This is a genomic window from Shimia sp. (genome assembly GCF_049116215.1).
GTDB lineage: Bacteria > Pseudomonadota > Alphaproteobacteria > Rhodobacterales > Rhodobacteraceae > Shimia.
On the sequence record NZ_JAGDZB010000001.1, the window covers coordinates 409,843 to 431,445 of the forward strand.

The following is a 21,603-nucleotide window of genomic DNA, read 5'->3' on the forward strand; positions in this document are numbered from 1 at the left end:
GCGCGCTATGGTCATGGCGCGCGTTTTGCGTTTGTGTGGCCCCGACCACGCCGCTGACAAAGGAAGACCTGACGCCAATGCCCAACTTGCTCGCCACGTTGATGCTGATGCTTTGGCCGGTGGTCATTTGGCGGCTGTTTGTCAGCCTGTCGCCGGGGCGTGCGTTGATCTGGTCCCTGCTCGGGGCTTACTTGCTGCTGCCCCCACCGCCAGCGGAATTTGACTTCCCGCTGATGCCGGCGCTGGACAAAGGCAGCCTGCCCAACTTGGCGATCCTGATTGTGGTGTTTTTTGTGCTGCCGCAACGGCCCAAACTGTTGCCGGACAGCATTTTGGCCCGCTGGCTTTTGGGGATCATGATTTTCAGCCCGGTGCTCACCGTATTCACCAACGGAGAGCCACTGGTCTTCACTGAGAACTACGTGCGCGGCCTCTATTTTCAAGACGCGATTGCCCAGCCGATCAACCAATCCATTGGCATCATTGGCTTCCTGATGGCCCGCGCCCTGCTGCGCACCCGCGAAGACCAGCGTGATCTGCTGCTGGCCCTAATGATTGCCGGATTGGCTTACTCCCTGCCCATCTTGATGGAGGTCCGCCTCAGCCCGCAGCTCAACAATTGGGTCTACGGCTACTATCAACACCTGTTCAGCCAGACCATTCGTGGCAGCGGTTATCGCCCGATGGTGTTTCTCTACCATGGCATCTGGCTGGCCTATTTTGTGCTGACCTCGCTGCTTGCCGCGCTGACGCTGTGGAAAGCCGACACCAGCCGCACCCGCGCGAAATACCTGATCGCAGCTTTCTATCTAGCAGCCGTTCTGGTGCTCTGCAAAACCCTGGCGACATTGGTTTATGCCGGGGCGGCGGGCCTGTTGATTGTGTTTCTCAATACCCGCACCCAAGTGAAAGTTGCCGCGATCTTGGCCGTAATGATGCTGACCTACCCGGTGCTCAAAACCGCGGGATTGGTGCCCAGCGATGCGATCATCGCACAGGCGGAAAAAGTGAGTGCCGAGCGGGCGCATTCGCTGAGTTTCCGGATCGAGAATGAAGACGTGCTGCTGGAGCGCGCGATGCAGAAACCATTGTTTGGCTGGGGCATCTGGGGGCGCAATCACATCCACAATCAAACCACAGGTCTGATCACCTCGGTCACTGACGGCTATTGGATCATTGTGCTCGGCGTCTGGGGCTGGGCCGGATACATCGCGCAGTTTGGCCTGATGGCCCTGCCGATTTTCCTTGTAAACCGCGAGTTGGGTCGGATCAAAATTGCCGAAAGGGACAGCTTCAAGAAAGACGCCTCTTTTACGCTTCTGGATGAGCACCATATGGAACACCGCGATGATCGCGGGCTGTCCCCCTATCTTGGACCGCTGGCCTTGATGTTGGGCTTCAACATGATCGACATGCTGCCCAATGCCACGCTCACGCCCACCACCTGGCTGATCGCGGGCACGCTGTTTGGCCACGCCGAACGGTTGGCGCAAATGCGTCGCGGGGCTGAATCCGCTTTCCGGCGCAGCCCGATGAGCAGACGTGACGATGATGATGACCAGCCAGAGATGGCAACAGACCAACCAGCACCGCCAAAGCGCCGCACCATCCTGTAACCTAGTCGCCGTATCCCGGCTTCATTTTCAAAATCTTCGCAGGCACGCCGCCAACCACGGCCCCGGCGGGCACGTCACCCGTGACCACTGCGTTTGCGCCGACCTCGGCATCCGCGCCAATGGTCAACGGGCCAATCACCTTGGCCCCCGCACCGATGTCCACATGGCCTTCCAAAACCACCGCGCCTGACAAGGTCACCTGATGCATCAACTGGCAGTTTGGTCCAATGGTGGCATTGGGATGCACAATGATGCCGGTGGGATGCGGCAGACGCAGCCCGCCCGCAATCTGCATATTCAGGTGCAATTCTGACTGAGTGATCACCGACCAAAAACGATGTGACAGCACCCAGCGTTTGGATGCCAGCGTGCCAATCAGCCCGCCCCGCGCCTTGGCTGCCTGATAGCGGCGCAGCGCGCGCAACAGTTTGGGACCGGGGTCCCAGAAACCGCGCGGCACTTCCCGCGTCCAATCCGGCTCTGTGGCGGACACATTTTGGTCAGTCTGCACCGTGGCAACCTCCGCGCCAAACACCCGCAAAAGCGGGCGGTTTCAAAGCGTTGTCGCAAAACCTCTGTGTTAAAGCAACTTAACTCTGCGTTGCGGTGGCGCTTGCAGCCGAGGGGGGAGTTATGTTTTTTGGAGAAAAGCACAAAGCAACCCAAGGATGCGCCCGCGCATGAGCACCCAAGAGTCGCCTGAGGTAGAAACCTCCGCGCCCAAACTTGCCGCTGATCAAAAAGCCGCCAAAGGCCATCGTGCGGAGATCGACGGGCTGCGCGCCATCGCGGTGCTGGCGGTGGTGTTTTACCATTTTGGCGTGCCGGGATTTGGCGGCGGCTTCATAGGAGTCGACATCTTTTTTGTGATCTCCGGCTTCTTGATTGGCGGCATTCTGTGGCGCGAACAGCAGGAGACCGGCCGGTTGGCCTTGGGGCAATTTTATGTCCGCCGTATCAAACGGCTGGCGCCCGCCTATTTTGTCATGGCCTTTGTGGTGCTCATCATTGGCGCGCTGATCCTATTGCCCAATGACTTCCGCGAAACCGCCAAAGGCGTGATTGCAGCCACGGTCTATCTCTCCAACGTGCTGTTCTTCCGGCAATCCGGCTATTTTGACGGGGCCGCCGAAGACAAGATCATGCTGCACACCTGGTCTCTGTCGGTTGAGGAACAGTTCTACATTTTCCTGCCGCTGCTGTTTTTGCTGTTTGCGCGCAACAAAACCGTGATGCTCTGGGCTTTGGGCGCGGTGTTTGGCCTGTCATTTGTCGGCAATCTGGCGACCACGCCGCTGTCTCATCCGGCGGCCTTCTTCTTGTTTCCGTTCCGCGCCTGGGAGCTTTTGGCGGGCGTCGGATTGGCCGTCTTGAACATCGAACGGCCCGATCTGTGGCGACGGCATCAGGCGCTGAGCTGGGCTGGGCTTGCGCTGGTGCTGGTGTCGGTTGTGCTGGTGGTGCCCGGTGAAGGTTTCCCCGGCTGGCAGGTGATCTTCCCAGTGCTCGGCACCGTGTTGCTGATTGGCAATGGACAGGATGACAACTGGGTCAACCGTGGGCTGTCGATGCGCATTCCAGTGCTGATTGGGCTGATCTCCTATTCGCTCTACCTCTGGCATTGGCCGGTCTTCACCTTCACCAAATACCTGCAGGGCCAGTATCGCGGCCCCGGCGAAGTGGCGCTTTGGATTGCGATTTCCTTTGTGCTGGCCGTACTGTCCTGGCGCCTCGTGGAACAACCCGTACGCCAAGCCAAGAACCTGCCAACCTGGGGTCTGTTGTTCACCGCCGCGTTGGCCTCGGTCAGTGTGGTTGGCCTGTCGTTTATGGTGTTCAAAGCTGACGGCATGCCCAAACGCTTTGGCCCGCAGGCGCAGGTGCATATCGCGGCCACGGGCGATTTCTTGCAGGATTTCTCTGATTGTTACGTACCCGACGAAGGGCCGTTCAACGGCATCGAGATTTGCCCGATTGGCCCTAAGCAAAGCTCACCCAGCCTGATCATCTGGGGCGACAGCCATGTGCGGGCCTATTACGAAGGCCTCAAACAGGCGGCGCGTGAGGCCGACCGCAGCGCCTTGGTGATCTGGCGTGCGGGCTGTGCCCCGGCCTTTGATCTGGCAAAACGTGAAAGCGCGGCCACCCCGGCGCAGGATACGGCCTGCTCCGATGCCAATGCACAGATCCGCAAGGCTCTGCGCGACATGCGACAGCTTCAAGACGTCATTCTGGTCGGCCGCTGGGCCTATTACGCATCAGGCAGAGGCAGCGGCAGTGACGCCCACAACACCATCCGACTGAGCAGTGACGTCTTTGGCAACATGACTCAAGACGCGCTGTTGGGGCAGGCTCTGGCCGCTACGGTGGCGGATATTGGCGACCTGGATCGCACCGTCTTTATTCTGCGCCAGCCACCAGAAATCCAGAATTACAACGCCCCGAAAGTCGCCCGCGCGTTGGCGCTTGGACACCTGTCAGAGCAGCTCGCACGGCGTATCGGACAAATCACCGTGACCGACGCCCAAACCCGCGAACGCGGCGCGGCGGCGGCGCTGGCCAAAAGCGGCGCAACCATTTTGGACAGCTGGCCGTGGTTTTGCGACCAATTCCTGTGTGACGCAGTGCAAGGCGACGTTGGCCAGTATTTTGACAACAACCACGTCACCAATGCCGCCGCGCAGCGCATGCGGGCGGTGTTTTATCCGGCGATGGCACGGTCTGCTCAATGAGTACCCTTGAGGACGCCGCCTCACAGTCCTGGGACGTGATTGTGATTGGCACCGGCATGGGCGGCGGCACCATTGGGCGCTACCTTGCGGAACAAGGACTGTCGGTGCTGTTTGTCGAACGTGGGCCAACTGGCGTGCGGGCGGAAGAGCAGGAGCTCAACCCCAATACCTGGGATCGCGAGGCGCGGCTGGTGCGTGGCTATTGGCCCGAACCTCTGGAAGCGACAGTGAACGGGGTCACCACCACCTTCAACGCACCTTTGGGGGCGGGGGTGGGCGGTAGTTCAGTGTTTTACGCCGCCACATTGGAGCGCCCCGCGCCGCATGATTTGGACCACAGCGATACGCGCCCGCATCCCACCGGCGGCTGGCCGGTCAGCTATGCGGAGATGGCGCCCTACTTTGATCGCGCAGAAACACTCTTCCATGTGCGCGGCACGCCGGATCCGTTGCAGCCGGACGGCAATCTCTTCCCACCAACAGTGATGAGCGCGGCCGACGAAGCGCTTATGAGTGCAATGCAGGAGGTCGGGTTAAACCCGTACCAGGGCCATATGGCTGTTCGGGAGGACGACGGCTTTGAGGCCTATCTCGGCCGCAAATGTCCCAATAATTGCAAGATGGATGGGCGCTCGGCTGGCGTAGAGCCAGCTTTGGAAACAGGCAATGCAGCTCTTTTGGACTTGTGCGAAGTACAGGAAATTCTGTCCAAAGACGGCACGGTGACGGGCCTCAATGTGACGCAAAAAAACAAAGAGGTTACGCTCACGGCACGCAGTTATGTGCTGGCCGCAGGGGCGCTACATTCTCCGCGCTTGCTGATGGCATCAGGCAATTTGGGCAATGGAAATGACCTTCTGGGTCGCAACCTGATGTTCCACTTGAACGAGATGTTTGCCCTGTGGCCGCCCAAGGGAAAACACAGCGCAGGGGCCTCCAAATCCCTCGCCTTTCGCGACCTGTATCATCAAGACGGTCAACGCTTTGGCTTGGTGCAGGCTTTGGGTGTGGAGGCGCGTTACGGTGAGATTGTGCATTACCTCAACATGGCGTTTGACCGCTCGCCGCTGCGCAAGCTGCGCTGGCTGCGCCAGTTCACCCGCCTGCCCGCCGCCATTGCTATGAAACTCTTTGGCAGCGCCAAAATCTTTGTCGGCATTCTCGAAGATCTGCCTTATGCGGACAACCGTGTGTTTCATGATCCCGATGATCCGCACCGCCTGGCGGTCAACTACGACATGGCGCCGGAGCTGCAGAACCGGCGCAAGGCCTTCCGCAAAGCCCTCAAGCAACGCCTCAAGGGCATTCGCATGGCCTTTACTGGCGCGGGGCCGGAACTCAACTTTGGCCATCCCTGCGGTACATTGCGGTTTGGCGACGATCCCAAAACCTCGGTGCTGGATCGCACTTGCAAAGTACATGGCACAGCAAATCTCTGGGTGGCGGATGCAAGCTTTATGCCCACCTCCATGGGCGTGAACCCGTCGCTGACCATCGCCGCCAACGCCTTACGGGTGGGCGAGGTAGTCACTGCGAACCTGAAGGAGACCCAAAATGGCTAAGCAACTGGTGGTCATCACCGGCGCGGGCTCCGGATTGGGGCGAGCCTTGGCGATTGAGCTTTGCGGACAAGACCTGCTTGTCGCGGGCTTGGGACGCCGTGCAGACGCGCTGCGCGAGACGGCGGCTTTGGCGGGTGACAGCTTCACCCCCGTGGTGGCCGACGTCTCCGACGCCGCCCAAGTGCGCGCCGCCTTTGACAACATCCGGACCATCGCGCCGGTCTCGATCTTGATCAACAACGCTGGCGTCTACCCGCACCGCGACATGCTGGACGAAACCCCGGAAAGCTTTATGCAGACTGTGGCGATCAACCTTGGTGGCACGGTGGCCTGCACCTCGGAGGCCCTCAAGGACATGTGCGAGGCAGGGCGCGGCCGTATCCTCAATGTGTCGAGCTTTGCGGATATGCATCCCCTGCCCTGCAGCGCGGCCTACTCTGTGTCCAAAGGCGCGGTGACAACCTTCTCCCGCGCCTTGGTGGCCGATCTGGGGGATCGTTTGCCCAAGATTGTGATCAGCACATGGATGCCGGGCATGCTCAACACAGAGATGGGTTTGGCCGAAGGGCTTGATCCGGCTGTCGCGGCCAAATGGGGCGCGGGGCTGGCACTTTGGGAGGATCCGTCACTGAATGGCGCGGTGTTTGAGATGGATCGGGAAATCTTGCCGTCGCGCGGCCTAAAGGGGCGATTGAAAGACGCGGTGCGATTAAAAAGCCGCAAGCCTCGGCTGATCCCGACTTAGTCCCTCTGCGCGCGCGCCTCTTTCATCAAGCGCGGCAAAATCCCGATACAGCGCAGATAGCGCCCGGCCAGTCGCGCCGGATTGCTCAGCGCGCGCCAAAGCCACTCCAGCGCCAATTTGCGGACCCATTCGGGAGCACGGTTTTGCGTGCCTGCGAGGAAATCCAATCCCGCCCCAATGCTGGCAAAGCCCATCTGCGGCACCACCTGCCGCCCGCGCGCGGCCAGCCGCTCCTGCTTGGGCGCGCCCAGCGCCAGAAACGCCATCCGCGCGCCCACCTCCGCTGCCTGTTTCAACACAGCCTCTGCCGCCGCGCTTTCCGGATCAAACCCCATGGGCGGAGCGAAACAAGCCGCGACTTCCAAGCCCGGAGCTTGTGTTTTCAACGCCTCTGCCGCCGCAGCCAAAGCCTCATCGGTGCTGCCAATCAACGCCACCGGCGTGCCTTCCTCGGCCGCCCACCGCGCCAATGGCACCACCAAATCCGCGCCCGGCAGCAGGTCCACCGGTTTCCCGGCCTTGCGGGACAACCACACAATGGGATTGCCGTCCGCCACCACAAAATCCTGCGCCAAATAGGCGATGGCAAAGCCTTCGTCCTTGGCCAATTTCACCAGATGATCGAGGTTGATGGTCGCCAGCGCGAAGCCCTCATGAGCCGCAAACCGTGCTCGCACCGCGCGCTCCAAAGTGGCGTGGTCCGCAACATTGACTGTCACCGGTCCTTTGATGGTGGAAAACTGCACAGAGTGTCCTTTGGCTTTCATTTAGCAAGACCTTACCAACTCCCTCACCCGACGTCAGAAACCACAAAGTTATTTCCCTCAAGTGGTTCAAAAGCGCCACAATTCCCCCATCCCAACCATCGGCCTCGGTGGTATTTCACGCCAAAATACCTATAGTCATGCCGTATTGGTTCAAAAGGATTCCCACCCATGACTGCCGCCCAAACCCGCAGTGTGTCGATCATCGGATGCGGCTTTGTCGCCGACCTCTACATGCGGTCCTTTGCTGCCCATCCCGACATCGCGGTGACGCAGGTGTACGACCATGATCCCAATCGCTTAAAAGCCTTTGCCGATCACTGGAACCTGCACACTGCGGACAGTTTGGAACGATTTCTGGCCAACCTGCCGCAAGGCTCGCTGGTGCTAAACCTGACCAACCCCAGTGCGCATTACGATGTCTCGCGCGCTTGTCTGGAGTCGGGGCATCACGTCTATTCCGAGAAACCTTTGGCCACAGAAATGGCCGATGCCATCGCGCTGCATGAGCTGGCTGCACAAAAAGGCCTACTGCTGTCCTCCGCGCCTTGTTCGGTGCTAGGCGAAGCGGCGCAGACCTTGGGCAAAGCCATTCGTGATGACGTGGCTGGCCCTGTGCGCCTGATTTACGCCGAGCTGGATGACGGCTTTATCCCGCAGGCGCCATATGCCGATTGGACAAGCGAAAGCGGCGCGCATTGGCCTGCTGAGGACGAGTTTGCCGTCGGCTGCACCCTGGAACATGCCGGCTACTACCTGACCTGGCTGATTGGCATGTTTGGCTCGGTACGTCGCGTGGTGGCAGCCTCTGCCGAATGCCTGCCGGGCAAGGAGATCACCGGCACGCCAGACTTTTCCACCGCCACGCTGTTCTTTGAAAACGGCATCACCGCGCGACTGACCTGCTCGATTGTGGCGAGCCACGATCACAAAATCCGCGTGTTTGGCGACAATGGCGTGCTTCAAGTGAAGCAGGCCTGGGACAATGACGCACCGGTCAAATTCCACCGCCGCTTCACACTGCGCCGTCGATTGGTCGAGCATCCGATTGGCACGCGGCAAAAGATCAAAGGCGACACCCACCCCAAGGTGGAGCGCTGGGGCGCGGCGGCGATGAACTTTGCCCTTGGCCCTACCGAAATGCTCGACGCCTTGGCCGAGGGCCGTCCGTGCCGCCTCTCACCAGATTTTGCCCTGCACCTCAATGAGGTCACGCTGGCCATTCAAAATTCCGGGGCGGATGGCTGCGCACAAGACATGACCACGCGCTGTGAGCCAATGGCGCCCATGCCTTGGGCCACATGAGCGGGGCCACCCTAGCCATAACCGGAGCCACAGGCTTTATCGGGCGCCACTGCGTGGAGCGCGCCCGCGCCGAGGGCTCCGCATTGCGTCTGTTTGTGCGCGATATGGCGAAGGTGCCCGCCGCATGGCAGGCAGATGACACCGTTGAAATCTTTGCGATGGACCTGACCGCAACGGGAGACGAACTGGCGCAGGCTTTGACCGGCATCCAAACCTTGATCCACTGTGCAGCGACACTGTCCGGCGATCAGGAACGTGACACGGTGGCAGCTTCAGTGGCGGTGATCGACGCGGTGATCAGCGCGCAGGTGCCCCATGTAGCACTGGCGGGATCGCTCTCGGTCTATGACGTGAGTGGCGTGCCCAAAGGCCGGACGGTGGACGAAGTCACACGGGTGAACACCGACGGGCGGGATGCCTATTCGCAGGCCAAGCTCACACAGGAAACCCTCTTTCGTGACGGCGCTTCGCTTTATGGCTATGCGCTATCAATCCTGCGTCTTGGGGCCGTCTGGGGGCCGGATCACCTGTTCAACGCCCACATCGGGCCAGCGGTCGGCAGCACTTTGCTGAAAATCGACGGCGGCGGCGAAGTGCCTCTGTGCCGCGTCGACTTGGCCGCCGAAGCGCTGCTTAAAGCGGCCCATGAAAACACCGGTGTCGGCACGCTCAACGTGCTGGACGACGATCGCCCCAGCCGCGCAGCCTTCCTGACCGCGTTTCGCGCCTGTGGTTGGCCCAAACGGGTCTGGCCAACGCCCCTGATCCTCTGGCGTCTCGCGGCATTTCTGACACCAAACAGCCCCTCCCTGCCCGGCCTTCTGCGCCGCGCCGTGCTGGAAGCCCGCCACCGCCCCGTTCACTATTCAAACACCATGATGCACAATCGCCTTGGCCCTGTCACAATGCTGCCGTTTGCGGCTGCGATGCAGGCCGCGATTGAGCAGCAAGAGCAGCAGGCCCCTCCGCCGTGAGCGACACTAAAAAGACCCCCATCGCCTATCTGACCGGCGAATACCCCCGCGCCACCGATACCTTTATCCAGCGCGAGGTCGCAGCCTTGCGCGCCCTAGGCCAGCCGGTGGAAACCTGCTCCGTGCGCCGCACCGGTGTGGAACATCTCGTCGGCGAAGAGCAAAAGGCCGAGGCCAAAGCCACCTTTTACATTCTTGCTGCTGCAAAATCGCCAGTGACCCTACTGAGCGCCGTTTTTGGCGCGTTGGTACGCAACCCTGTGCGGTTTTTCAAAGCGCTGGTTTTGGCAGTCAAAACCGCGCCGCCCGGTTTCCGCAACCTGATCTTTCAGCTGTTTTATTTTGCCGAAGCCGCCGTATTGGCCGCGCATCTGCGCAAGAAAGGCGTGTGGCACCTGCACAACCACATTGCCAAGTCCTCCTGCACTGTTGCCATGCTGATGAGCGAGCTGTCGGGCATCCCCTTCAGCTTCACCCTGCACGGGCCGGACATCTTCTTTGCGCCGGATCACTGGCGGCTGGACGAGAAAATCAAACGAGCCAAATTTGTCGCCTGTATCAGCCATTTCTGCCGTTCGCAGGCGATGGCGTTTAGCGATCCGAAACATTGGTCCAAGCTGCACATCATCCACTGCGGCGTGGAACCCGCGCGGTATGATGCAAGCGAAGACCCGGTGGAGACCAATCTGCTGTTTGTTGGCCGTCTGGCGCCTGTGAAAGGCCTGCCGATCCTGCTACGCGCGCTGGAACCGCTGAAAGCCGAGTTCCCAAAGATCTACCTCACCGTGATTGGCGATGGGCCGGGCCGTAAGGCGCTGGAGCATCAGACCGAGGCGGCAGGTCTGTCAGACAACGTGTCTTTTGTCGGCTACAAATCGCAATCCGAAGTGGCCGAGGCGCTGGCCGCCTCTGACCTCTTTGTCCTGCCCAGCTTTGCCGAAGGCGTGCCTGTGGTACTGATGGAAGCCATGGCGGCGCGGCGCCCGGTTGTAACCACGCATATTGCGGGCATTCCAGAGTTGGTGACCGATGGCGCCTCCGGCCTGTTGGTGCCGCCCGGCAACCCACATGCACTGGCCGATGCCATTGGCAAAATCCTCGCCAACCCGGCCCGCGCCACGGCGATGGGCATCGCAGGGCGCGCCATGGTGGAAAAGGCTTTTGACATCAAAAAGGAAGCCGCACGTCTGGGTGAACTGCTGGACGGGGGCCAAACATGAGCACCACCGCCGTCATCATTGGGCGCAACGAGGGCAAACGCCTGATCGCCTGCCTCGCCTCTTTGCAAGCGCAGGGCGTGGAGATGGTCTATGTCGACAGCGGCAGCTGGGACAATTCCGTCGCCGAGGCGCGCAAGGTTGGCGCGCTGGTCGTCGAGCTGGACAACAGCCTGCCTTTCACCGCCGCCCGCGCGCGCCAAGCTGGATTTGACGCGCTGGCGCAAACCGGTGACCTGCCGGAGTTTGTGCAGTTTGTGGATGGCGATTGCATTGTGGTCGACGGCTGGATCGCAGCAGGCGAAAAGGCCTTGCGTGAGGATGATAGCCTGGGCCTGATCACCGGCTGGCGGGCGGAGCTCTATCCCGAGCGCAGTGTCTACAACGCGCTGTGTGATTTTGAATGGCACCGCCCGGCAGGCGAGATTGTTGCCTGTGGTGGTGACATGATGGTGCGGTCCAAAGCCTTCGTGGAGGCTGGTGGGTTTGACGCCACGGTGATTGCCGCCGAGGACGACGAATTCTGCGTGCGCCTTGCCAAAGCCGGTTGGAAACTGCGCCGCCTGCCGCAGGAAATGACCCGCCATGACGCCGCAATGCTGCGCTTTGGGCAATGGTGGCAGCGCGCGGTGCGCACCGGCCATGGCTTTGCCCAGGTGGGCTGGATGCACCCGCCGTATTTCCGCAAGGAACAACTGCGCGGCGTGATTTACGGCCTGCTCCTGCCCTTGCTGGCGCTCTGGGGCCTGATGGACAGCGCGTTGCTGTTCCTGTTGGTACTCGCGATCTATGTCACGAATTACATCCGCACCAAAAACGGCCTTGTCCGCGAGGGGTTACCCTATTGGGAAGCCTGGCGCCACGCGCGCCTTCTGACCCTGTCCAAACTGCCCAATGTGATGGGCATGATCCTGTTTCATTGGCGCCGCATCCGTGGCCGCGCCATGCGCATCATCGAGTATAAATGAGCATGAACACATTGTCCGACGACCGCCCGATCCGCGCCGCCCTTTTGGGGGCAGGTTACATCGCTGACTGGCACGCCGCCGCCATTCTGGCCACACCAGGTGTGGAGCTGGTCGCGGTCTGTGACCAATCCCGCGCCGCCGCCGATGCGCTCGCGCAGACCTATGGCATCGCGGCTTATACCAATCTGGACAAGCTGCTCTCCGCCAAAGTGGCCGATGCCATCCACATCGTTACGCCGCCGGGCACCCACCGGGCGCTGGCCGAAACCTGCCTGGCCGCAGGCCATCACGTGCTGGTGGAAAAACCGGTGGCGCTCTCCGGTGCCGAAACCGCCGAAATCCAGCAGATCGCTTCTGACGCAGGCCGTGTCTTTGCCGCCGGGCACAATTTCATGGGCACGCCGGGCTACCAGCGTCTCAAAACCCGGCTTGAAGCGGGCGAGATAGGCCGCGTTGCCAGCGCGGAGATCAACTGGAACTTCCCGATGATGCCGCTGCGCTCCGGGCCCTATGGGCTATGGCTGCTGCGGGAACCGAAAAATATGCTGCTGGAGCTGGGGCCGCACTTGTTTGCCTTTGCCGTGGACCTGTTTGGCCCGCTTACCATCGAGCATCTCAGCCTGTCCAAACCAGTAGAAATCCCCGGCGACACCACGCGTCCGCAGGGCTGGCGCATTCTGGCCTCAGCTGGAGATGTGTCGATCACGCTCAACCTGTCGCTGGTGGAAACCATGGACGACCGCTCGGTGATCCTGCACGGCTCCACCGCTACAGCGCGCTATGACTACGCCCACGACGTTCTAACCGTGGATGCGGAAAACGCCGCGGACATCGTCGCGAACCCATTCCTGCGCCAGATGGGCCTTGCCGGTCAGCACCTGCGCGAAGGTGTGGTGAATGGCGCGCGGCAGTTGGTGTCTCTGAACCGCAAGTCGCCTTACGGCCTGTCTTTTGCCGGGCTGACCGCGGCATTTTACAGCGCCATCCGCTCGGGCCGCGACTTGGATGCACGTTTCCATGGCGACAACGCCACATTGGTGATGCAAGCGATTGACGATGCCATCGCGCTGATGCCGAAGCCTGCGAAGAAACCGAAACCCGCAAGCCGCGCCAAGCCGAAGCCGTCTGTTCTGGTGATCGGCGGCACCGGCTTCATTGGCCGTGACCTGACCCGCGCCTGGGTCGCCAAAGGCCGCGATGTCCGCGTGCTGTCGCGCGGCACCTCCGGGCCGTTTGATGACGTCGCCGACCATGTCGAGCTATTTGGCGCCAACCTGCGCGACCCGGATCAACTCGTCGAAGCCATGGAGGGCATCGAGATTGTCTACCACCTCGGCAAATCCATGGACGCCACCTGGGAGGCGGCGCTGAAAAACGACGTGGCGGTGACGGAAACCATCGCTCAGGCAGCACAAGCCGCGGGCGTGAAACGGTTTATCTACACCGGCACCATCGCCAGCTACGACATGTCAGATCCCAACGTGACCATCCGCGAAAGCCTGGGCTTTGGCGACGACATGAGCGACCGGAATATCTACGCGAGATCCAAGGCGGAATGTGAGGCGCGGCTGCTGGAGATGCACCGAAAATGCGACCTGCCGCTAGTAATTGCCCGCCCCGGCATTGTGCTGGGCAAAGGCGGGCCGTTGCAGCATTGGGGCATTGGCCGCTGGCACGGCGCAGGCGCGGTGCGCATCTGGGGCAAGGGCAAGCATATCCTGCCGTTTGTGCTTAATGAGGATATCGCCGAAGGGCTGATCCTGATGGCGGAAAATGACGATGCTTTGGGGCAGATCTTCAATTTGGTGGGGGAACCGATGTTCTCTGCGACCGACTATTTTGACGCGATCCACGCCCGTCTGGGCGCGCGGATCAAAGTGAAGCCGGGCAACCTAACCGCGTTTTACGCCTCTGCCTCTGTGAAATATGTCCTGAAGAAACAGGTGTTGCGTCGTGGCGGGTTGTCCAACCCGTCCTTGGCTGACTGGAAAAGCCGCGCGCATTTCTCGCCGTTTGACAACAGCCTGCCCAAAAAGGTGCTCGGCTGGGAGCCGGAGCGGCGCCGCGATGTGTTCCTGACCAAAGCCATTGATGAGGCCAACCTGCTTGGCTTCTGACATGTCGCTTATCGTTGTCACAGACATCCACGGTGCGCCGGAAGCAGAGTTGTGTTTCAGTCGCGGCCTGCCCGTGACAGCGCGGCTGTCATTGGCCGGTCTCTGCGGCCAACCCGCGCTTAGCGGCGAAGCCTTGCACCATCACCTGTTCAAAGAGAACGGTATGGCGCGTGCGATTGCCGCGTTGAACGACCGCTTGGCAGATCAGCCGCACCTCATTGGCCTCGGTTACAGCGCCGGTGGCACCGCGCTGTGGAAAGCCGTTCAAGCCGGTGCTTCACTCGCCGGTCTGATCTGCGTCTCCTCTACACGCTTGCGCGATGAAAGCGCTATTGGGGTGCCAACACAGGTGTTTTTTGGAGAAACTGATCCGGGACGACCGTCAGAGGATTGGCTCGACTCGGTGCCAGACAAGGCCACTGTTCTTCCCAACGCGGCACACGCCTTTTACGCCGACGCGGACCACCCTGCCCGCGCCGATGTAATCCGAGAAATCACGCGGGCCTTGACGCTGGGGCGTGACTTCTAAGAGGCCCTGTCCCCCTATCTCCGCAATGGTGCCTTTCTTTTGTCCGCATTGCCCTGATAGTTTTGCCTCAAACAGAGCGGATTCACGCGCCATGAGCACAGATCAGACCCACGAGACCGACCTCCCCGAAGAGGAGGTTGCCGAGCCATCAAGTGACGCATCGTATGAGGAGGCGCGGCTGCCTGTCGTGCATGACCCAGATGTGTTCTGGGAAGGCTTGACCGTGGCTGCGCTCAAGGACGCGGATCTAGAGAAAAACTTCATCGTCAGCGCCACCCGCAGCCATCCGGCCCATGCGGCCTTTGACATGCTGCGCACCCGTCTGTTGCAGGCGCTCAACGAGCATGGCTGGAGCCGCGTCGCCGTGACCGCGCCGACCCGTGGATGTGGCAGCAGCTTTGTCACCACCAACTTGGCCATGGCCTTTTCACGGCTCGACTCCGTGCGCACTGTGTTGCTGGATATGGACCTGCGCTCCCCAAGCCTAGCCGAGACCCTGGGTCTCTCCGCCAAAGACAGCATGGCCGATTACCTCAGCGGTGTGATCGCGCCCGAGAATTTCCTGCAACGGGTGCAGCCCAACCTCGCCGTGGCCTTAAACGACAGCTCCAGCGAAAACTCGGCGGAACTCTTTCAAAACGACATCGCTGCCGAGGTGCTTGAAGAACTGGAAGAGGCGCTCTGCCCCGATCTGATGCTGTTTGACATGCCACCGGCGCTGGAATTTGACGACGTGCTGGGCTTCTTGCCCAATGTCGATGCCGTGCTGGTGGTCGCGGGCGGCGGCATATCCACCGCCGAAGACATCACCAAGGTCGAGCAAATCCTGTCAGAGGTGAAACCCATCCTGGGCGTGATGTTGAATAAGGCGGACGGACCGGTGTCCTACTGATCCAACGCCTTACAGGCCCAGCTGCATCCGGCGCCAACGCCGGTCCAGAATGCGCTTTTCCGATCCGGTGCGCGGGGTGAGCATAAACAGCTTATCCCGACGATCTTTGGGCGCCACCTGCTCCAAAATCTCTCGATCAATGTCCTGCAACGCGGCGTGTGATACCGGGATATCGGTCAACGCCAGTGAAAATTGCGAAACCTTAGCCAGTACTTCTGGTTCATTCATGTAACGCAACAGCTTGTGGCTGTGCTCCAAGTGACCGGTATCATTCGGCAATACCAAGACATCCGCCCATAAAACGGTGCCTTCTTCGGGCACAAAATACCGCACCTCATCGCGCCCCAATTGCGACTGTGGCGCCAAGGCGTCGCTGCTCCAGGTCAGCGCCACACAAGCCTCATTTTGCAAAATTTGTTCCTGCTGGCTGCCATCAACGCTGTTCACATACGGCATAATTCCCGCCAACAGATCAAACGCCGCATCCAGATCGTCCTCTGCCATCGAATTGGGGTTGCGACCGAGATAGTTCAGCGCAATGGCAACCACCTCCTGCACAGCGTCGGCAATGGTGATACCGCAGTCCGCAAGCTGAGACGCATATTTGGGGTCAAACACCAGATCCCATGTGTGCAACGCGCTCTCAGGCACCCGCTCCAGCACATCATCGATGTCCACCATCAAGCCAGTGGTGCCCCACAAAAACGGCACCGCATATTGTTCGGCCATCGGCACCGCTTCGGACAGTTTCTCCATCAGCTCAGGATGGCTGCCGTGCAACCGCGCCCGCTCTTGCGCATCAAAAGGCTGCAGTGCATCGATGCTCACCAACCGCGGCATGATCTCAACCGGCACCACAGCCAAGTCGTACCCGGTCCCGCCCGCAGCCAACCGGGCTTCCACTTCGTCGGCCACCATAAACGTATCAACTACAGCATTGATGCCATGGCGCTCGCCAAAACTTTGCACCACTGCCTGTGGAATCGTGTTGTTCCACGCATAGAACCAAATAGCGTCTTCACCGGCTTTCAGTGGCGACGCCGCCAGTCCCAAAGCCGCCGCAGCGACACGTGCACTCCGCGTTAAGCCCATGTGCCATTCTCCTGTTGCTGTGCCGTCGCTGGCCAGTGCCGCAAAAGCTCCGTCTTGAGGGCCAGCCGTGTCACCGGCTTTTCCACATAGCCCGACATTCCTGCCTCCGCCGCCTCTTCACGATGTTCCGCAAGAGCGTTGGCAGATAGCCCTACAATGGGCACCGATGCCGCCATGTGGCGCGTGTCGGCTCGGATGGCGCGGGTGGCTTGTAAGCCATCCATCATCGGCATGCGCACATCCATCAAAATCAGATCGGGATTCCAATTGGCCGCCCGATCCACCGCTTCGAGCCCATTGGCGGCAAAACTAACCTCACACCCGAGAGTTTCGAGGATTTTGCGGGCCACAACCTGGTTGACCCGATTGTCATCCGCCACCAGCACGCGTTTGCCAAAATGCACAACGTCTCGCTCCGGCGTTACGACCACCTCCCGCTGGGCGATGCCCACTGGCAGTTCTAGAATAAACTCGGAGCCTTCACCCAAGGTGCTCTCCACGCGCACGTGCCCGCCCAGCGCCTCGCTCATGCGCTGCACAATCGACAGACCCAAACCCGTGCCACCAAATTGGGTGGTGGTGCTGGAGTCTGCTTGTTCGAATTGTCCAAAAATGCGTTCCAACGCACCGGGCGCAATGCCAATGCCGTCATCCGTCACGGCAATTCGCAAACGCCGCTCCTCGCCATGGGAAGGCGGCACATCTTCCAAGTGCAGCTCAATGACCCCTTGCTCGGTAAACTTCACCGCATTGCCAACAAGATTGGCCAACACCTGCCGCAGCGCCTGTGGCGCGCTGTGCACAAACCACCCGGCCTCCGAGGGCGCGGTGTGTACTGTAAGCGTCACACCCTTTTGCGCCGCCTGACCGGAAAACAGCTCAGCCGTTTCCTGGCACAGGGCCTGAACATCAAAGCCTTCATACTTGAGGTCAATTTTACCGGCCTCGATTTTGGCCAGATCCAACACATCGTTGATCAATTGCAACAGCGCCTGACCGCTGCTTTGGATCATTGTGACCATGCGTTTCTGGTCTGAACCCAGTTGTGTTTCCTTCAACACATCTGCCAGCCCCAGAACGCCATTGAGTGGCGTGCGAATTTCGTGACTCATGGTGGCCAAGAACATGGATTTGGCCTCTGACGCCGCCTCAGCCTTGCGCTGATTGCGCTCAATCTCATTTTGCGCCCGGATCACGTAGCGCTCCATCGGCAGATGCACAAACCGCGCCGCAAGCCCAACACCCAGCAAGGTGATTACCAGAGCAAAAATCCCGTAGGTCACCTGCGTGTCAGCCGCCTCTTGTGCGGCAGCCAGCTCGGCCTGTTTGATGCGGTTAAAGATCGGCAACAGCCGCATGGCCAAATCGCCAGCCATGCCGGCGGCACGGGCCACATCCGTCATGTTTTGGCGCGGATCCACCGCCACGTCCGCCAAAAACAAAACGTCTTCCAACTCCAGCAGCGGGTTCATTGCGTCCCGCCGCAAAATGCTTTGCCCCTCAGGTGAGAAGGTCTTCAACGTGCGTTCCAGTGAGATGCGCTGCGCGGCTTCCTCTGCCGCATGCGACGCCCGGCGCACATGCGCTTTGGAATTTTTGCCGCGTTGCGACGCCGGCGACATGCGCAATTCCTGAAACGCCATCGACATCTCCGACAGCGACAACAGCAGCGTGTCCATAGAGGCGGTGTTCTGATTGCGCGTCGCCACCGTATCACGGCCAATGAATGCCACCCACATCGCCGTAATCGCTGCCGCAAGCACAATGCTTAGCGCGATGCCGCTCCGCCAACGGAGATATTGTCGTGTGATGCGTAATTTCGACATTCAGCGGTCAGTCTACAAACTCAAATAAATCCACCTGAAATCTGTGCCAGCAGGGAGTTAATGTAGTCTTAAGGTCGGCGCGTTCCGAAGCGTTTCTGTCGAGTTTTATTGGTTTTGTTGCGCATTTTCCTAAAAACACACCAAACCGCTTTGGGTTTTACCGCGTCCGCAACCCGCTCAAGTCTCCCGATCGCCCAATCGTCGGGTCAGATTGGCCATCAAAACGTAGAGCAGCACCGACAGCACCCCCAGGGTCAACATGGCAGCAAACATCAAATCGGTCTTGGCCCGACCGTTGGCCAGTAGCATCAAATACCCCAGCCCTTTGGAGGATCCAACCCACTCGCCGATCACCGCCCCGATAGGGGCGTAAACCGCGGCCAGACGCACGCCTGCCCCCAGATTGGGCAAAGCCGCCGGCACCCGAATGTGCCACAAAACACGCTGCGGGCTGGCCTGCATGGTTTTGGCCAGATCAAGATAGCCCGGTGGTGTGCGCATCAACCCGTCAAAGAAAGCTGACGTGACCGGAAAATAGGTGATGAGAACCGCCATGGCCGCTTTGGACCAAATCCCATAGCCCAGCCACAGCGTCAGAATAGGTGCCAGGGCAAACACCGGCAGGGCCTGCGTGAACACCAACATCGGAGCCAGCAACGTGCGCGCCGTTTTGGACGAGGCCAGCGTCAACGCGGTGACAACACCCAGCGAAATCCCGATGACCAGCCCGATCAGAATTTCATTCAATGTGATCAACGTGTGCTCGGCAATCACCCAGCGATTGAACCACCACGTCTCCGCTACCAGCGCCGGGCTGGGCAGGATGAACTTCTGCACCCCGGTCAGGGAGACAATGGCTTGCCACACACACAGAGCAAATACGGTCGCAGCAATGGGAGGCCACAGCTTCATGTCGTTGTCTCCATCAGCAGGCGCAACAGATCAGAGCGGCATGTTATGGTGTCCGTTGCATCGACCGGCCGAGGCACAGGTGCCGCAGGCGGGGCAACCGAAGTGAGCCCGGCGGCGGTCATCACGTAAATAGCGTGGCCCAAGCGAGCCGCTTCTCCCGGATCATGCGTCACCACCAAAACAGTGCGATTGGTGAGCAGGTCCGCAGCCAGATCCTGCATCGCGGCCCGGGTTTTCTCATCCAGCGCCGAAAACGGCTCATCCAGCAAAATGATGGGTTTGTCTTCCATCAACGTTCGCGCCAGCGCCACCCGCTGTCGTTGCCCGCCGGACAGTTCACTGGGTTTCTTGCCTCGATGGTCTTGCAGGCCGCACCGGTCCAACAAGCGCTCCATCCGCGCCGCATCCGCCTTTTGACCCCGCAGCCGGGCACCTAAGGCAATGTTTTTCTCCACCGTCGCCCAGGGCAACAACAGGTCATCCTGCGCCATATAGGCAATGCGCTCCGCCACCGGCGTTTTGTCGGTGGCCAGGATTTCTCCGTCAAAATCCGCGCCTGTTGGCAGATCCGCCATCAACCGCAAAACCGTGGTTTTGCCGACGCCGGAGCCCCCCAACAGGCAGGTCCAGCGCCCGGCATCCAAGGACAGCGACAGCGGCGCAAACAGCTGCCGCCCCTCAATCGAGGCCTGCCCCTCTAAGGTGATGCCGGGCGCCAAAGTCATGGGGTCATCCCCATCTGCCAGAAGTTCACTTCCAGCTCAGTGGCTTTGCGGAACTTGTCACACAGCGCGGCAAAGCGCGGGCTGGTCTCAAAATCCTTGCCCAAACGCCGTTCCAGCGCGCCATCCAGCAATTGGCCCACGGCGGCACAGTCGCCCTGATAGCCCTCACCGGCATAGGTGTTGATCCAGTCGGCATAGGTGTCGGAGGTTTTTTCCGCCCCCAACCGCGCGCCAATCTCACCATAGCCCATCACGCAAGGCGCAAGTGCCGCCAGCAAATCAAGCAGATCACCAGAATACCCGGCCTCCAATACATAGCGTGTGTAGGCAAGGTTCTCGGCCCGCTCCGGCGTGGCAAACAGCTCGTCCTGTGGAATGCCTGCAGCCTCGCAGATACCCACGTGCAGCTGCATTTCTTCCGCCACCAGCGCGTTCACTGTTGCGACCGCACCGAGCATTTCGGCATGGGTTTCTGACTTCACCACCGCCAGCGCCCAGGCGCGGGAGAAGTGGATCAGAAACACATAGTCTTGGCGCAAGTAGTGCAGAAACGCCTCACGCGGTAACGAGCCATCGCGCAGCCCTTCGACGAAGGCATGGCGGGTGTAGTCCCCCCATGCCTCGCCTGCCGCCTCACGCATCAGCGTATAAGCACGGCCGTAGGTTTGAGCGCTCATTATTGGCTCATCGCCGGCGCGGTCACATCAAGAGTGATCGCCTCAACCGGGTTGATCGACGGGATCATGCCGCTGTCGTGCAGGAACTGCTCAAAGCGCACATAACGACCGGCATCATAACCCGCGGGACGCAGCGCAAACCGTGGCAGTGTGTCGACCCAAGCGCGTTTGTTCAGCTCGTCCTGCAGCTCCACAGAGGTGCCGGAGAAGATTTCCCAGCTCTTGGCGGGGTTGTTCACGATGTACTGAGTAGCTTTCTCAGTCGCCGCCATGAAACGCGCGATCTGGTCGGCATCCATGGTCTCTGGATTGGCGACATAGATCAGCTCGTCATAGGACGGCACACCCTCTTCCTCGATGTAGAAACAGGTGCCTGGGTGACCTTCGATGTCCATCTGGTTCAACTCAAAGTTCCGGTAAGCGCCGATCACGGCGTCCACCTGCCCAGACATCAGAGATGGCGACAGGGAGAAGTTCACATTGACCAGTTCGATGTCATCGGTGGAGACGCCATATTTACCCAGCACCGCGCCCAGCACGGCCTCTTCCACGCCAGCCACAGAGAAGCCAACTTTCTTGCCTTTCAGGTCAGCCGGAGTTTTGATCGGGCCATCTTCCAGAACCAACAGACAGTTCAGCGGGGTGGCCACCAGCGTGCCAACACGCTTCAGCGGCAGACCTTCGTGGATCTGCAGGTGCAGTTGTGGCTGGTAAGACACCGCCAGCTCTGCCTGACCCGCAGCCACAAGACGTGGCGGCATGGAGGGGTCGGCCGGGGCCACAATTTCTACTTCCAAGCCTACTTCTTCAAAATAGCCATTTTCCTGAGCCACAATGATCGGGCCGTGATCGGGGTTGATGAACCAATCCAGCAGAAGGGTCATCTTGTCAGCCGCCATGGCCGGAGTTGCGGCCATCAGGGCCACAGCTGCGATAAGGTGCTTCATTAC

Annotated in this window: 19 protein-coding genes; 11 read left to right on the forward strand and 8 right to left on the reverse strand. The window is 60.3% G+C overall.

Going from position 1 to position 21,603, the window contains the following annotated elements:
* Positions 1 to 77: 77 nt before the first annotated feature.
* Entirely contained in the window at positions 78 to 1,616 is a 1,539-nt protein-coding gene (locus JXR15_RS01975) for a hypothetical protein (protein WP_422051563.1), read from the forward strand.
* A gap of 1 nt (position 1,617) precedes the next feature.
* On the opposite strand, the gene JXR15_RS01980 is transcribed toward JXR15_RS01975, so the two are convergent.
* A complete protein-coding gene (locus tag JXR15_RS01980; protein ID WP_422051564.1) occupies positions 1,618 to 2,127 on the reverse strand; it encodes a serine acetyltransferase in 510 nt (169 codons plus the stop codon).
* A gap of 169 nt (positions 2,128 to 2,296) precedes the next feature.
* On the opposite strand from JXR15_RS01980, the gene JXR15_RS01985 reads away from it, so the two are divergent.
* From JXR15_RS01985 to JXR15_RS01995, 3 genes are read left to right on the forward strand one after another with little or no spacing between them, the layout of a single operon-like run.
* Positions 2,297 to 4,348: an acyltransferase family protein gene (locus JXR15_RS01985; RefSeq protein WP_422051565.1), complete on the forward strand. Its 2,052-nt coding sequence runs from the start codon at positions 2,297 to 2,299 to the stop codon at positions 4,346 to 4,348.
* Positions 4,345 to 5,910 carry a GMC oxidoreductase gene (locus JXR15_RS01990; RefSeq protein WP_422051566.1) on the forward strand — a complete coding sequence of 522 codons (1,566 nt, stop codon included), beginning with the start codon at positions 4,345 to 4,347 and terminating at the stop codon, positions 5,908 to 5,910. Before JXR15_RS01985 ends, JXR15_RS01990 begins: the two co-directional genes overlap by 4 nt.
* Positions 5,903 to 6,655 carry an SDR family oxidoreductase gene (locus JXR15_RS01995; RefSeq protein ID WP_422051567.1) on the forward strand — a complete coding sequence of 251 codons (753 nt, stop codon included), beginning with the start codon at positions 5,903 to 5,905 and terminating at the stop codon, positions 6,653 to 6,655. The genes JXR15_RS01990 and JXR15_RS01995 overlap by 8 nt, the downstream gene beginning before the upstream one ends.
* On the opposite strand, the gene JXR15_RS02000 is transcribed toward JXR15_RS01995, so the two are convergent.
* A complete protein-coding gene (locus JXR15_RS02000; protein ID WP_422051568.1) occupies positions 6,652 to 7,422 on the reverse strand; it encodes a WecB/TagA/CpsF family glycosyltransferase in 771 nt (256 codons plus the stop codon). The two genes, JXR15_RS01995 and JXR15_RS02000, sit on opposite strands and share 4 nt — an antisense overlap.
* A gap of 168 nt (positions 7,423 to 7,590) precedes the next feature.
* Between JXR15_RS02000 and JXR15_RS02005 the strand changes: the two genes are divergently transcribed.
* The 7 genes from JXR15_RS02005 to JXR15_RS02035 all read left to right on the forward strand — a co-directional run bounded on the left by JXR15_RS02005 (position 7,591) and on the right by JXR15_RS02035 (position 15,421).
* A complete protein-coding gene (locus tag JXR15_RS02005; RefSeq protein ID WP_422051569.1) occupies positions 7,591 to 8,724 on the forward strand; it encodes a Gfo/Idh/MocA family protein in 1,134 nt (377 codons plus the stop codon).
* Entirely contained in the window at positions 8,721 to 9,698 is a 978-nt protein-coding gene (locus tag JXR15_RS02010) for an NAD-dependent epimerase/dehydratase family protein (RefSeq protein ID WP_422051570.1), read from the forward strand. The genes JXR15_RS02005 and JXR15_RS02010 overlap by 4 nt, the downstream gene beginning before the upstream one ends.
* Positions 9,695 to 10,918 (forward strand): glycosyltransferase family 4 protein, encoded by a 1,224-nt coding sequence (locus tag JXR15_RS02015; RefSeq protein ID WP_422051571.1) that lies wholly within the window; start codon positions 9,695 to 9,697, stop codon positions 10,916 to 10,918. Before JXR15_RS02010 ends, JXR15_RS02015 begins: the two co-directional genes overlap by 4 nt.
* A complete protein-coding gene (locus JXR15_RS02020) occupies positions 10,915 to 11,883 on the forward strand; it encodes a glycosyltransferase (RefSeq protein WP_422051572.1) in 969 nt (322 codons plus the stop codon). The genes JXR15_RS02015 and JXR15_RS02020 overlap by 4 nt, the downstream gene beginning before the upstream one ends.
* Positions 11,880 to 14,000: an NAD-dependent epimerase/dehydratase family protein gene (locus JXR15_RS02025; protein WP_422051573.1), complete on the forward strand. Its 2,121-nt coding sequence runs from the start codon at positions 11,880 to 11,882 to the stop codon at positions 13,998 to 14,000. The genes JXR15_RS02020 and JXR15_RS02025 overlap by 4 nt, the downstream gene beginning before the upstream one ends.
* 1 nt (position 14,001) lies before the next feature.
* A complete protein-coding gene (locus JXR15_RS02030; protein WP_422051574.1) occupies positions 14,002 to 14,529 on the forward strand; it encodes a hypothetical protein in 528 nt (175 codons plus the stop codon).
* A 91-nt stretch (positions 14,530 to 14,620) separates the two neighbouring features.
* Positions 14,621 to 15,421 carry a CpsD/CapB family tyrosine-protein kinase gene (locus tag JXR15_RS02035; protein ID WP_422051575.1) on the forward strand — a complete coding sequence of 267 codons (801 nt, stop codon included), beginning with the start codon at positions 14,621 to 14,623 and terminating at the stop codon, positions 15,419 to 15,421.
* A gap of 9 nt (positions 15,422 to 15,430) precedes the next feature.
* Here the strand turns inward: JXR15_RS02035 and JXR15_RS02040 are convergent, their stop codons facing one another.
* From JXR15_RS02040 to JXR15_RS02065, 6 genes are all read right to left on the reverse strand, one after another.
* Positions 15,431 to 16,513, reverse strand: coding sequence for an extracellular solute-binding protein (locus JXR15_RS02040; RefSeq protein ID WP_422051576.1), 1,083 nt, complete (start codon positions 16,511 to 16,513; stop codon positions 15,431 to 15,433).
* Positions 16,504 to 18,339, reverse strand: a complete 1,836-nt coding sequence (locus JXR15_RS02045; protein WP_422051577.1) for an ATP-binding protein — start codon at positions 18,337 to 18,339, stop codon at positions 16,504 to 16,506. Before JXR15_RS02045 ends, JXR15_RS02040 begins: the two co-directional genes overlap by 10 nt.
* Before the next feature lie 177 nt (positions 18,340 to 18,516).
* A complete protein-coding gene (locus tag JXR15_RS02050; protein ID WP_422051578.1) occupies positions 18,517 to 19,251 on the reverse strand; it encodes an ABC transporter permease in 735 nt (244 codons plus the stop codon).
* Positions 19,248 to 19,976 (reverse strand): ABC transporter ATP-binding protein, encoded by a 729-nt coding sequence (locus JXR15_RS02055; RefSeq protein WP_422051579.1) that lies wholly within the window; start codon positions 19,974 to 19,976, stop codon positions 19,248 to 19,250. Before JXR15_RS02055 ends, JXR15_RS02050 begins: the two co-directional genes overlap by 4 nt.
* Entirely contained in the window at positions 19,973 to 20,653 is a 681-nt protein-coding gene (gene tenA / locus JXR15_RS02060; protein ID WP_422051580.1) for a thiaminase II, read from the reverse strand. The genes JXR15_RS02055 and tenA overlap by 4 nt, the downstream gene beginning before the upstream one ends.
* Positions 20,653 to 21,600 (reverse strand): ABC transporter substrate-binding protein, encoded by a 948-nt coding sequence (locus JXR15_RS02065; RefSeq protein WP_422051581.1) that lies wholly within the window; start codon positions 21,598 to 21,600, stop codon positions 20,653 to 20,655. The genes tenA and JXR15_RS02065 overlap by 1 nt, the downstream gene beginning before the upstream one ends.
* Positions 21,601 to 21,603 lie beyond the last annotated feature (3 nt).